The sequence below is a fragment of the Streptomyces ipomoeae 91-03 genome (genome assembly GCF_000317595.1).
Taxonomy (GTDB): Bacteria; Actinomycetota; Actinomycetes; order Streptomycetales; family Streptomycetaceae; genus Streptomyces; species Streptomyces ipomoeae.
This window is the reverse complement of record NZ_AEJC01000057.1, coordinates 1-12,696: the sequence shown is the minus strand read 5'-3', so window position 1 is coordinate 12,696 and position 12,696 is coordinate 1. Positions and strand designations below refer to the sequence as shown.

The window sequence follows — 12,696 nt, the reverse complement described above, 5'->3', positions numbered from 1 at the left end:
CGCTCGTCGTGGTGTCTCAGGGAGTGACGCGGGCGATCTTCAGCGTCTTCGTGGTCGGTGACGCCCCGTTGAGCGGGGTCGAGTAGGACGGAGTCACCGGGGCGTACGCCCAGGTCAGCGTCCCGTCCTTGAGGACCGCGATGTCACCGCTGATCCGCGCGTTCACGACCTTGTCGGCGCCCTGGAGCTTGCCGTTCCAGTCGACGAGGCGGAAGTGGGTGCCCGTGAAGGTGCCGGTGCAGGTGCCGTTCGCGCACTTGGCGTTCTTCAGGGACTCCCAGGAGACGAGGAGCCGGTTCTTGCCGTACGGGGCGACGTGGACGTTGACGTGCTCCGTGCCCTTGGCGCTCGTCAGGTAGACCGGCTTGCCCGAGGGGGTGTTGCGGTTCTTGAGGAACGCGATGGCCACCTGGTGGGTGGCGGTCTTCGGCTTGACCGTCCAGCCCCGGCCGCTGGAGTCGTCCGGGTTCTTCTTGGCGGAGGCGGCGCCGCGCGAGGCGAACGCGGTGGCGTAACGCCCGGTGGAGGACTTCACCAGGTCGCCGGTGCGGCCCGCGAAGGTGCCGCCGCAGTAGCCCGCCCAGCACTGCTCACGCTGCACCACGGGCGCGTTGTCGGGGGCGGCGATGCCGGTGGAGACGAAGAGGCCCGAGCGCCAGTCGTCGAAGCAGAGGGAGGTGAAGGCGCCGGTGGTCTCGGCGCGCAGGGCTATGCCCTCGTTGTGGGAGCAGCCCCAGCCCCAGCCGCCGCTGAGCTTCTTGCCCGTGGAACCGACGTAGGCCAGCTTGTCGCCGAAGTGTCCGTCCGCGAAGCCGCCGGCGCCGTGCACGACGAAGTAGGCGCCGTACTTCTTGCCGTTCCAGGCGAGCTGGCCGTCGAGCAGCGGGGCGGTGTCGTTGGAGGAGGTGCCGGTGAGCTTGGTCCGCCAGGCCTGCTTGCCGCCCTTGTAGCGGATCAGCGCGGCGGCGGTCTCCTTCCATTTGTTGGTGTCGGAGACCCGGGTCAGCAGCGCGAACCCGTCGTTGTGCGCGACCAGCCCGCCGACCTCCTTCGTCCCCTTGACCACGGTGTCGGCCCCCGACCGCTTGCCGGCCGAGGTCAGCGGGGTGACATGGATGCCGTCCGAGGCGGGCCAGGCGACCCGCAGGGTGCCGTTCGGCGCCACGGCCGTCGCCGTCCGCGTCCACTCGCGGCTGTTGTTGTAGCCGGCCGAGAGGTAGGGGAACTTCGCGGACAGGCTCACGGTGGTGTTGGTGACGGTGAGACCGCCGGACGCGGTGGTGGTGGGCGCCGCCCCGGCGGTCGCGTACCAGGCGCCGGCCAGCACGGACGCGGCGACGAGCGAGCCGATCACGGGCTTGCGGAAGACCCGGCGGCGACGGTGCGTGGATGGGGCGGAGGGGGTGGGTGTTGCGGAAGTCATGTGTTGTGGTCGCCGCCGAGGGACCAGAGGTTGCCGTCCGGGCCAGCAATGTTTGAGACATCAAGGGAAGCCCGGCTGCAGCGGCCCTGAGGCCTTACTCGCCGTCCTCCCGGGGCCAGTGCGTGAGCGCCAGATGCAGCGCCTCGACGGCCTTGTCCCACGACCTCCGTACGTCCCGGGGCGCGCCGAAGCCGCCGCCGGCCTCCAGGGCGCAGTAGCCGTGGAAGGTGCTGCGCAGGAGTCGTACGGCGTCCGTGAGGTCGGGTTCGTCGAGGCCGTAGGCGCGGAGCATGCCGTAGGTGATCTCGGCGGTGCGGCGCATGGCGGGGGAGTCCGTGACGAGGACCTGGTCGACCGGGATCTGCGTGGCCGCGTACCGTCCCGGATGCCGTAGCGCGTACTCCCGGTAGGCGTCGGCGAACGCGGCCAGCGCGTCCTTGCCCGCCCGGCCGGCGACGGCCGCCGCGATCTCGTCGATCATCTCGCCGCCCGCCAGCAGCGCCAGCCGCGAGCGCAGCTCCTGGACGTTCCTGACGTGCGAGTACAGGCTCGCGTCCCGCACTCCGAAGTGCCGGGCCAGCGCCGAGAACGTGACGTTCTCGAAGCCCAGCTCGTCGGCGAGCTCGGCCGCGGCCGCCACGACTTTCTCGGTCGTCAGTCCGGCTCTGGGCATGGGCGCACCACCTGCTTCGCTCAAGGGAAACCTAGGGTAGCCAGGTAACAGCCTGGGCGAAGTAGGTGGTGTCGTCCTCGTACGCGTCAGCCGATCGGCGCGTAAAGCACGCCCAGCTTGTCGATCTCGTCGCCCGAGCGGCCGGTGAAGCCGACGATCTGCCAGCCGGAGGGGGCGGTGAAGGTCTTGGCGTCGGAGGTGGCCGTGCCGGCGGTCAGGGTGCGGCCCTTGTCCGTGCCGAACGCGGCGGAGAAGATCCGCGTACGGCCGTCCTTCTGGCCCTGTGTCAGCTTCACCGAGGTCAGATGCTCGCCGGAGGCGAGGGTCAGCGAGGTGGCCGTACCGCCCGTGCCGCCGTGGGACAGCGTCGTACCGCCGTCGTGCGTCAGCGAGACCGCGTCCAGGCGTGAGGCGCCGCGCAGGGTGAGTGTGCGGGGCGACACCGTGGTGGGCAGGTTGTCCGCGTCGTTGTACGCCGTGCCGTGCGGACCGCCGAAGAAGTCGCTGGCCCGGAGCCCCGAGTTGAGGCTCCAGGAGAAGTCGACGGTGTGCGGGAAGTGGTCGGAAAGGTTCTTCCCGGCCGAGTCGAGGAACTTCGCCCACTCGTTGTTGTAGCGGGTGGTGGAGAGGTTCACCAGGTTGCTGCTCCGGTAGAAGACCTTGTCCACGACCTCGCAGTCGTTCGTCGGGGCCGAGGTGGGACAGACCAGCGCGTCACTGCCGAGGGCCGGCGGCGTACCGCCCTTGATCAGTTGTACCCAGGGGTCGGTGAGGCCGTTCTCGCTCACCAGCGTGCGGATGTTGTCGCCGGTGCGCGTGTAGCGGGTGTTGGTGTCACCCATGACGATCACCGCGTTGCCCGCCGAGTTCGCCTGGATGAAGTCGGAGAGCTGCTCGATGTTGGCGCGGCGGGCGGCCAGGGCCGCGTCGTCGGTGTCGGCGTTGGTGTGCACGTTGTAGAGGTCGACGAACACGCCCTCGGCGAGCCGGACCCGGGCCAGCGAGAAGCCCTTCGGGGTCAGGCAGTTGGTGCCGGTGCAGTCGTTCCACTTCACCCGCTCGAAGTCCTCGAACGGGTGGTCCGAGAGGGTGTTGAGACCGTCGCCGAACGGCACACCGCCACTGGTCGCCGTGCGGTACGCGTGGTCGTCGCCCGCGTACAGCGCCGCGTGGTAGTTGAAGTCCTCCTGCACATTGACGATGTCGTACGCGCCGAGACGGGGGGATATCAGCGGGGTGTTGGTCTCCGGGTCGCTGGAGCTCAGTCCGGCGGGGAGGCCCGCGACGTTGTACGTCAGCACGTCGAAGGTGCCGGAGGTCGCGGCTGCCGCGGGCGCCGCGCCGGTCGTGGCGAGGCCGGTGACGGCCAGAGCGGCGGCTGCCAGCGTCCCGATGAGTCGTCTCATGGTGGGGGTGTCTCCGGTCCGGGGTCGGGGGATCCGGCGCTTGGGGCGGATCCGGGGAAACAGGGGGAAAGACCAGGAAGTTGAACACTGCTCAGCTTCAGTGGCGACCAGTGTGACGGGAAAGGGCGGCCGGGGAAACAGTGAGTGCCGAGGTGATCGGACGGACTTGGGCCGCCCCATCACCCCGTGCTCGTCCAAGGGGAGCGCGACCCGTTCAAATACCGCAGCGCCGACGCCGCCGCGTGCGCGCCGCACATGCCGTGCGCGCCGGCCCCCGGAGGCGTCGCCGCCGAGCAGATGAACATGCCGGGGACGCCCGTGCGGTACGGGTCGAGGGCGAGCCGGGGACGGGCCACCAGCTGGAGCGCGGTGTTCGCCCCGGTGACGATGTCGCCGCCGACGTAGTTCGGGTTGTACTCCTCGTACGCCGTCGTCGAGCGCACCGCCCGGTCGACGACGCGGTCGCGGAAGCCGGGCGCGAACCGTTCGATCTGCGCGACGATCGCCTCGGTCGCGTCGCCGTCGTAGCCGTGCGGGACATGGGCGTACGTCCACACCGGGTGGACGTCGCCGCGGGAGCGCCGCGGATCGGCCAGGTACTGCTGGCCGACGAGCACGAACGGCCGCTCCGGCATACGCCCGGCCTGGATGGTCCGCTCGGTGCGCGCGATCTCCTCGAAGGTCCCCCCGAGGTGGACGGTGCCCGCCCTGCGGGCCGCCTCGCTGGTCCACGGGACGCCGCCCTCGACCGCGAAGTCCACCTTGAAGGCGCCGGGCCCGTGCCGGAACCGGCGATAGGCACGCGCCACCCGCCGGGGCAGCCGGTCGCCGAGGATGTCGGCGACCGCCCGGGGCGCGAGGTCGAACAGCACCACGTCGGCCGGGGGCAGATCGGCCGTCGACCGCACCCGGACCCCGGTCTCGATCCGGCCGCCCATCTCACGCAGCAGCGCGGCCAGCGCGTCGGTGATCGCACGGGAGCCGCCCGCGGCCACCGCCCAGCCGTACCGGTGCCCGGAGGCGATGATCGTCATCCCGATGGCGGCGGTCACCGGCCGGTTCAGCGGCCGGAAGGCGTGCGCCGCCACTCCGCCGAACAGCGCACGGGCGGCGTCGGTACGCCAGGCCCGGGCCGCCACGGTCGCCGGCAGCAGCGCCGGCAGCCCGAAGCGGGCCAGCCGCAGCGGATGCCGGGGCACCCGCAGGATCGGGCCCATGACGTCCTCGGCGAGATCGTCGAACCCGTCGGCCAGCGGCCCGAACACACGACGCCACATCCGCCCGTCGCGCGGGCCGAGCCCGGCGGCCGTCTCCTCCACCGACCGGTACAGCACGCCGGCCTCGCCGGAGTCCAGCGGATGCACGCAGTCGATCTCCGGGAGACGCCAGGTCAGCCCGAACCGCTCCAGCCCGAGCGACCGCAGGAACGGGGAACCCACCGCCATCGGATGCGTGGCCGAGCAGTGGTCGTGCAGCAGCCCCGGCGTCAGCTCGCTGGTGCGGGTCCCGCCGCCGATGGTCGCCTCCGCCTCCAGCACCGTGACCGCCATGCCCTCGCGGGCCAGGGACACTGCTGCCGCCAGCCCGTTCGGGCCGCTGCCCACGACGACGGCTGTACCCATCACGTCCTCCTCGGCGTGCACCGGTCTCCACGGAGGCTAGATCACGGGTCCGGTCGCCGGTATTCGCAAAAATACCTACGGCGTGCTCCGATGCCCCCGAGGAGCCGGCGCGGCCTCACGCGTTCGGGTCGAGCCCGTTCGCCAGCCCCGTGTACGCCGGCTTCGCCGTATAGCTCTCGCTGTACGGCAGCGCCGCCCCGTACCCGCTGAACGTGCCCGGCACCCACGAGTACTTGTCCGTCAGCCCCCACACCGTGACCCCGGCGCAGCGCGGTACGCCCAGGCAGTTCTCGCTCGCCGTCTTGTAGTCCGTGGACTGCTGGGCCAGCTCGGCCGAGGAGGCCGGGAGCGGGATGCGGATGTCCAACTCGGTGACGGAGACCTCCAGACCGAGGTCGGAGAACCGCTTCAGGTTGGCCTTCATCGAGCTCGGCACCCCGCCGACCACGAAGTGGGACTGGAAGCCGATGCCGTGCAACGGGACGCCCTGGGCGAGGAGTTGCTTCGCCAGGTTGTACAAGGCGTCGCTCTTGGCGTTGTCCGCCTCGATGTTGTAGTCGTTGATGTACAGCTTGGCGTTCGGGTCGGCCGTGTGCGCCCAGCGCAGCGCGTTGGCGATGTACGCGGTGCCCAGCTTGTCCTGCCAGAGCGAACCGCGCATGGACCCGTCCTCGTTGAACGCCTCGTTGACGACGTCCCACGCGTAGATCCGGCCCTTGTACCGGCCGACGGTCGTGTTGATGTGGCTCTGCAGGATCGTGTTCAGCTGCGACGCCGAGAAGTTGCCGTTCTTCAGCCAGGAGGGCAGCTGTGCGTACCAGACGAGCGTGTGGCCGCGTACGCCCTGGTTGTGGGAGGTCGCGTGGTTGACCAGCCGGTCCGCGGCGGCCCAGTTGTAGGAGCCCCGGCTCGGCTCCAGCGCGTCCCACTTCATCGCGTTCTCGGCGGTGACCGAGTTGAACTCCCGGTCCAGCACGGCCGTGTACGCCGACTCGCTCTGCAACGGCCCGTCGGCGACCGCCGCGCCGATCCTCACGCCCCGCCCGTCGGCGTGGCCGCGCAGCGTGGTCGCCGCCTCGGCGTCGGGCGTCAGCTGGGGGAGGGCCACGACTCCGGCGGCCAGCAGCGCACCGGCGGCCATGAGGGGACGCAGGGCGCGACGGCGGCGATGACGGGGCGTGTGGGGGGTGGGATTCTGCACGGCTGCTCCTCGCGAGGCGAAGGGAGGGGTGGGGGTGCGGGTGCGGTAGCGGTTGCCATACCTCGCCCCTTCGTCGCCGCCGGGCGCGCGAAGGTTGCCGTGCGACAACCCTCGCGCGCCCGCCCGGTTCAGCCGATCGCCGAGAAGACGAACGAGAACTCCGTCGGCTCGGCGCGCAGGTGGTACTGCGGGAGGGCGCCCGGGCCGCAGGACTGGGAGCCGATGCCCATCTGGCCGTGGTCGAGGTTGACCCACACCGTGTCACCGGCCTGGAGGTCGGTGAGGTGTTCGGCGGCGTCGAGCTGTTCGCTCGTCCAGCGGCGGGCGGTGAGCCAGAACTCCGGGTCGCCGTCGACGCGCAGGCCGCCCAGCTCCGCCCAGCGGACGTCGGGGCGGGCGCCGTTCTCCTGCGGACGGACGTACGGGGTCTGCAGCTCGTCGACCGTGGAGTGCCAACGGCCCAGCATGGACGCCGACTTGGTGTCGGGGTAGCCCTCGCCGGGGCCGCCGCCGTACCACTTCACCTCGTTCGCGGACGACAGCCCGAAGCGGATGCCGAGCCTCGGCAGCGGCACGGTCCAGTCGCCCTCCGGCTGCACGGACACGGTCAGCTTCAGTCGCGTCCCGTCGGAGGTCCACCGGTACGTCGTGCGCAGGCCGATCTCCCAGGCGGCCGGCGCCACCCGGGTCCGTACCGTCAGGGCGTCCTCGCCCAGCTCCACCCCGTCGAGGCGGTGCCGCATCCGGTGGAGGCCGTACTTGCGCCACAGCAGGCCGTACCGCAGGTCCGGCTGCCAGGGCGCCCCGGCGTCGTTGTCGGTCGGCGCCCGCCACACATCGAGGCGCAGCCCGGTGACGTCGACGCCGCCGATGGTCTTCAGCGCACCGGTGCGGGCGTCGAAGGAGGCGGGGCCGAGGAGGATCAGCCTGTCGCTCGCCGTGGGGCCGTCACCCGGGGTGACGGTCGGCAACGGCCGCTCCACGACCGGGAGTTGGGCCCACGCCACCTGGTGGTCCTTCTTGCCCCAGGCCGTGTCCTCGGCCAGCAGCGCCCGTACGGTCCACTGCGCCTCCCCGGCCGGTCCGCCCGACGGGGGCTGCGGCAGCTTCACCTCGGCCGACTCGCCGGGCTTCAAGGCGGGCACCGACAGAGCGCCCGCCTCCAGCGTCTCGCCGTCGACCTGGTACGACCACTCGAAGGCGAGGGCGGACAGGTCGGCGAAGTCGTACGCGTTGCGCACCCGTACGGTGCCGGCCGAGCCGTCGCCGTCGATGCGGACGGGCTCGATGACCTTCTTGAATTCGATCAGGCCGGGGGAGGGCCTGCGGTCCGGGAAGATCAGGCCGTCGCAGACGAAGTTGCCGTCGTGCAGCTCCTCGCCGAAGTCACCGCCGTAGGCGTAGCCCAGCTCCGGGTGCTTGACGCCGTGGTCGATCCACTCCCAGATGAAGCCGCCCTGGAGACGGTCGTACGCCTCGAAGAGCCGCTGGTAGTCGGCGAGTCCGCCGGGGCCGTTGCCCATGGCGTGGCCGTACTCGCACTGGATGAAGGGGAGCCCCCGGCGCTTGTGCGTGCCGCCGTCCAGGCCCTGGCCGATGCGCTCGACCTCGGCGTGGTCGGCGTACATACGGGAGTAGAGGTCGGTGTCCCGGCAGTCCCAGTCGCCCTCGTAGTGCACGAGGCGGGAGCCGTCGCGGCCGTGGATCCACTCGGCCATGGCGGTGAGGCCGCGTCCGGTGCCGGCCTCGTTGCCGAGGGACCAGATGACCACCGAGGGGTGGTTCTTGTCCCGCTCGACCATACGGGCCGCGCGGTCGAGGAGGGCCGGGGTCCAGCGGTCGTCGTCGACGGGGTTGTCCCGCCAGTTCTGCTCGGTGAAGCCGTGGGTCTCCAGATCGCACTCGTCGATCACCCAGAGGCCGTACTCGTCGCACAGGTCGAGGAAGGCGGGGTGCGGCGGGTAGTGCGAGGTGCGGACGGCGTTGATGTTGTGCCGCTTCATCAGCAGCACGTCCTCGCGCATGGTCTCCAGGTCGAGGGCGCGGCCCTTCTCCGGGTGCCACTCGTGGCGGTTGACGCCCTTGAAGAGGACGGCCCTGCCGTTGACCTTGATCAGGCCGTCCTCGACGACGACCGTACGGAAACCGATGCGCAGCGGGACGCGCTCGCCCTCCAGGACCAGCTCGCCGTCGTACAGCTTCGGGGTCTCGGCCGTCCACGGCTCCACGGCCGCGGTGACCGACTCGCCCGTCGCGACATCGATGTCCAGGGCGGGCACGGTGACCCGGCCGTCGACGTCGGAGTCGACGCGCAGGGTCCCGAGGCCGCCGACGTGGTCGTAGGAGGCGTGTACGAAGAAGTCGAGGGCGCTGCCCGCCGGGCGGTGCAGCAGGGTGACGTCCCGGAAGATGCCCGGCAGCCACCACTGGTCCTGGTCCTCCAGATACGAGCCCGCCGACCACTGGTGGACCCGGACCGCGAGGACGTTGCCGCTCGGCTTCAGCAGATGCCCGACCGCGAACTCGTGCGGCAGCCGGGAGCCCTTGAACTCGCCGATGTCCGTGCCGTTCAGCCACACCCGGGCGCACGACTCCACACCGTCGAAGCGCAGCACCGCCCCGCCGTCCGAAGGCCACCCCTCCGGCAGGTCGAAGAACCGCAGATGGTCACCGGTCGGGTTCTCCGTCGGCACCCTCGGCGGGTCCACCGGGAAGGGGTAGAGGTGGTTGGTGTAGATCGGCGCCCCGAAGGCCCCGTCGCCCTGGAGCACCCAGTGGCCCGGGACGGCGACCTCGGCCCAGCCCCCGGCGTCGAAGCCGGGCTCGGCGAACGAGTCGTCCTCGGCGTCGGCGGTCGGCGACAGCCGGAACCGCCAGCTGCCGTTGAGCGAGAGGGACCGGGCGTCGGAGGACGCGTACCAGGCGCGGGGCGGCAGGGCCCCGTCGCCGGGCGACACGTCCTCGACGTACTCGACGGACGATGTGGTGCGGAAAGACATCGGTCTCCTTGCTGGTACCTAACCCTTGATGCCGGTCTGCGCGATGCCCTGCACCAGCCAGCGCTGGAGGAAGAGGAACACGAACACCAGGGGCAGGATGGAAACAGCCGTGGCCATGAAGATCATATGGAAGACGACGGTCTGGTTGGTCATATAGCTGGAGAGCGCGACCTGGACGGTCCACGCGCCGGGGTCCTGGCCGATGACCAGCGGCCACAGGAAGGCGTTCCAGCCGTTGATGAAGGTGATGGTCGCGATCGCCGCGAAGAAGTTCAGCGAGTTGGGCACCACGATGCGCCAGTACGCGCCCCAGTAGCCCAGTCCGTCCACACGCGCCGCCTCCTCCAGCTCCTTGGGGAACCCCAGGAAGTACTGCCGGAACAGGAAGCAGGTGAAACCACTGAACAGCCCCGGGATGATGAGACCCCGGTAGGTGTCCACCCAGCCGAGCGACGACACCAGGACGAAGCTCGGGACGAAGGTGACCGCGGTCGGGACCATCAGGGTCCCCAGGACGGCGTAGAAGATCTTGTTGGCGTGCTTGTACGGGATGCGGGCCAGACCGTAGCCCGCGAGGGAGCACACCAGCAGGACGCCGACGGTGTGCAGGGTGGCCACGACCGCCGAGTTCCACAGGGACTGGGCGAAGGGGACCGTCTCGTCGGCGAACAGTTCGCTGATGTTGCCCCACTGGATGTCCGTGGGGAAGAACTTCCAGTTCTCGCCTGTGATCTCGGCGTCGGTGGAGAGGGCGTTGCGGACGAGAATGTAGAACGGGACCAGGAAGAGGAGGGCGGCGACGCCCGTGGCCACGTAGAGGCCGGTGGAGCTCATCACGCCGCCACCGCGCTTGACGCGGCGGGGCTTGCCTGATGCCGGCGCGGACTTCCGCACCTCGGGCATGGTGGTGGTCACTTGGACTCGTCCCCCCTTCCAAAGCCCATGATCTTGCCCTGGAGCAGGGTCACGGCACAGATCAGCACGGTCAGGATCAGCGCTCCCGCGCTGCCGGCGCCGTAGTCCTGGCTCTCGCCCAGGGCCTTGTAGTACAGCTCGACGAGGGGCGGGCGGCCCCAGGTGGTCTTCGACAGCAGGTTGAAGAACTCGTCGAAGGCCTGGTAGGCGGCGATGAGCAGGAGCAGGATCACCGCGGTGGATGTGGCACGCAGCTGGGGCAGGGTGATGTGCCGGAACGTCTGCCAGCCCGGCTTGGCACCGTCGAGGGCGGCGGCCTCGTACAGCTCGTCCGGGATGTTCTGCAGCGCCGCGATGAACAGGATCATGTAGAAGCCGGACTGCAGCCACAGTCGGGCGGTCACGATGACCAGCCAGTACCAGGGCGGGTTGGGATCGATCAGCCAGGCGATGTTCTCGATCCCGAACCAGCCGAGGACCGTGTTCATCAGACCGAAGCGGACGCCGCTGAAGATGGACATCTTCCAGATCAGCGCGGCGGCCACATAGCTGCACGCGGTCGGCAGGAAGAAGACCGACCGGAAGAACGCCCGCATGAAGCGCAGCCGGTTCACCAGCAGGGCCAGGCCCAGCGAGAGCGCCCAGGTGGTGGGCACGATGAACGCGGCGAAGACGGTGAAGGTGCCGAGTGAGCCGACGAAGTCGTCGTTCGTCAGCATGTACTTGTAGTTGTCGAACCCGACGAACTTGTCGGGCGTGACGGTGAAGCGGGCCTCGAAGAAGCTGAGCCAGAGGCTCCAGAGGATCGGCGCGTAGACGAAGATCGCCAGACCGATGAGGAACGGCCCGGTGAAGAGCCAGAAGTTGAAGGCGGGGCTGCCCCGCAGACCCCGCCGCGGCTTGGCCGGTGAGGCCTTCGCCGGGGCGGGGCGCGCGAGGTCGCGCGTTGTGGTCGTCGACATGTCGTGATCCGCCCTGCGGCCTATCCGAACAGCTTCTTGAGCTCGCGGTTGACGGCCACGTCGGCCTTGTCGAGAGCCTTCTCCGGGTCCATGTCCTTGCGGACGGCGTTGGCGAAGACGTCCTCCAGGGCGGTGATCATGGCCTGGGTCCAGCCGATGTTGTCGAAGTGCCCGAACTCGTTGAAGAGCCTGACGCCCTCGGCGGCGTTGCCGGACTTGAGCTTGGTGGCCTCCTTGGCGAGCGAGATGCGCGGCGGGATGTGGAAGCCGTAGGAGGTGGCCCAGTCCTCCTGGTACTCCTTCTGGTCGATCCACAGCCACTTGACGTACTCCTTGGCCGCGTCGACGTTCTTGCCCTTGGCGTTGACGAACATCGACCAGCCGCCGTTGTAGACCGACTGCTTGCCGGAGTCGACGGTCTTCGGGAAGGGGAAGACGCCCCAGTCGTCGCCGAGCGCGTCCTGGATCTGCGGCATCGCCCACATGCCGCAGAACTGGATGGCGCACAGGCCCTGGTTCAGCGAGGAGGGGTCCCAGGACTCGGTCGGGGCGCCGAGGAGAAGGTGGCCGCTGGTGAACAGCTTGCGCATCTTCTTGATGCCCTCGATGACGCCGTCCGTGTGGTAGGCGATCTCGTTCTTCTCGTTGAGGGTGTCGGCGCCCGCCGACCAGATCATCGGGTTGATGACGTTGTGCAGGTCGTTGCCCATGTACAGGCCCTTGACCTTGCCGGTGGTGAGCTTGTCGGCGGCCTCCATCAGCTCGTCGAGCGTGGTCGGCACGTCGACCCCGGCCTTCTCCAGCATCGACTTGCGGTAGAAGAAGAACTGCGGGTCGTCGATCATCCGGACGCCGTAGATCTTCCCGTCGACCGTGTGCGACTTGATGTCGGCCGGGTTGAAGTCGGCCTTGACCGGCTCGATGATGTCGGTCAGGTCCGCCACCTGGCCGCTCTTCACCATCTGGATCTGCGGGTGGAACTCGAAGAGGTCCGGCGCGTTCTTGGTGAGCAGGGAAGAGAAGAGCTTGCTCTCGAAGTCCGCGCTGGTGATCCACTGCGTGGTCACGTTGGCGTCCTTGTAGGCCTTCGCGTAGCGCTTGATGGCCTGCTCGGTGCCCGCCTCGCCGTACGCGTGGAACATCTGCACCAGGTTGGTGCCCGAACCGCCGCCGCTGCCCCGGCCGTTGTTGCTGCCGCACGCGGCCAGCGTGCCGGCGGCGGTCAGGCCCAGGGCGGCCCGCAGTACGTTTCGGCGGTCCCAGTTGGTGTTGCTGAATGCCGACATGCTGACGTCCTTGTCTCGATACGGCTGCGGCTCTGTGCCTCAGAGGGCCCAGCGGCTCGGCGCCGGATGGCTCAAAGAAGCTTGCGGAGCGGGACGTTAACCTTCGGCTAAGGCTTCGGCAAGGGGTTGAACGAAGTCTGTTCGAAGCGTTGTATTCGGTTCGGGTTCCGAACGTCCGGTCGTCGCAAGGGGGAAGTGGAGCAAAGGGT

At 69.6% G+C, this 12,696-nt stretch carries 9 protein-coding genes; all 9 read right to left on the bottom strand.

The features are described 5' to 3' along the window. Positions 1-16: 16 nt before the first annotated feature. Positions 17-1,423 (bottom strand): hypothetical protein, encoded by a 1,407-nt coding sequence (locus STRIP9103_RS03280; protein WP_009297452.1) that lies wholly within the window; start codon positions 1,421-1,423, stop codon positions 17-19. Between the two features lie 94 nt (positions 1,424-1,517). Beyond that, a complete protein-coding gene (locus STRIP9103_RS03275; RefSeq protein WP_009297449.1) occupies positions 1,518-2,096 on the bottom strand; it encodes a TetR-like C-terminal domain-containing protein in 579 nt (192 codons plus the stop codon). Between the two features lie 86 nt (positions 2,097-2,182). Continuing rightward, complete coding sequence (locus tag STRIP9103_RS03270; protein WP_009297447.1) at positions 2,183-3,502, bottom strand: jacalin-like lectin; 1,320 nt, start codon at positions 3,500-3,502, stop codon at positions 2,183-2,185. A 179-nt stretch (positions 3,503-3,681) separates the two neighbouring features. Beyond that, positions 3,682-5,124 carry a phytoene desaturase family protein gene (locus STRIP9103_RS03265; protein WP_048819604.1) on the bottom strand — a complete coding sequence of 481 codons (1,443 nt, stop codon included), beginning with the start codon at positions 5,122-5,124 and terminating at the stop codon, positions 3,682-3,684. 115 nt (positions 5,125-5,239) lie between these two features. Then, entirely contained in the window at positions 5,240-6,325 is a 1,086-nt protein-coding gene (locus STRIP9103_RS03260; RefSeq protein ID WP_009297450.1) for an endo-1,4-beta-xylanase, read from the bottom strand. A gap of 128 nt (positions 6,326-6,453) precedes the next feature. Beyond that, the gene (locus STRIP9103_RS03255; protein WP_009297458.1) at positions 6,454-9,324 is read right to left on the bottom strand and encodes a glycoside hydrolase family 2 TIM barrel-domain containing protein; all 2,871 of its coding nucleotides are present in this window, start codon (positions 9,322-9,324) and stop codon (positions 6,454-6,456) included. Positions 9,325-9,342: 18 nt separating this feature from the next. Next, entirely contained in the window at positions 9,343-10,239 is an 897-nt protein-coding gene (locus STRIP9103_RS03250; RefSeq protein WP_009297454.1) for a carbohydrate ABC transporter permease, read from the bottom strand. Continuing rightward, positions 10,236-11,201 (bottom strand): carbohydrate ABC transporter permease, encoded by a 966-nt coding sequence (locus STRIP9103_RS03245; RefSeq protein WP_009297459.1) that lies wholly within the window; start codon positions 11,199-11,201, stop codon positions 10,236-10,238. The genes STRIP9103_RS03250 and STRIP9103_RS03245 overlap by 4 nt, the downstream gene beginning before the upstream one ends. Positions 11,202-11,221: 20 nt before the next feature. Next, positions 11,222-12,487, bottom strand: a complete 1,266-nt coding sequence (locus STRIP9103_RS03240; protein WP_009297445.1) for an ABC transporter substrate-binding protein — start codon at positions 12,485-12,487, stop codon at positions 11,222-11,224. Positions 12,488-12,696: the final 209 nt, after the last annotated feature.

Bases quoted from the DNA above. Each gene is read 5' to 3' on its own strand.
- STRIP9103_RS03280 (WP_009297452.1), bottom strand. From the start codon at position 1,423: ATGACTTCCGCAACACCCACCCCCTCCGCCCCATCCACGCACCGTCGC.
- STRIP9103_RS03275 (WP_009297449.1), bottom strand. From the start codon at position 2,096: ATGCCCAGAGCCGGACTGACGACCGAGAAAGTCGTGGCGGCCGCGGCC.
- STRIP9103_RS03270 (WP_009297447.1), bottom strand. From the start codon at position 3,502: ATGAGACGACTCATCGGGACGCTGGCAGCCGCCGCTCTGGCCGTCACC.
- STRIP9103_RS03265 (WP_048819604.1), bottom strand. From the start codon at position 5,124: ATGGGTACAGCCGTCGTCGTGGGCAGCGGCCCGAACGGGCTGGCGGCA.
- STRIP9103_RS03255 (WP_009297458.1), bottom strand. From the start codon at position 9,324: ATGTCTTTCCGCACCACATCGTCCGTCGAGTACGTCGAGGACGTGTCG.
- STRIP9103_RS03245 (WP_009297459.1), bottom strand. From the start codon at position 11,201: ATGTCGACGACCACAACGCGCGACCTCGCGCGCCCCGCCCCGGCGAAG.
- STRIP9103_RS03240 (WP_009297445.1), bottom strand. From the start codon at position 12,487: ATGTCGGCATTCAGCAACACCAACTGGGACCGCCGAAACGTACTGCGG.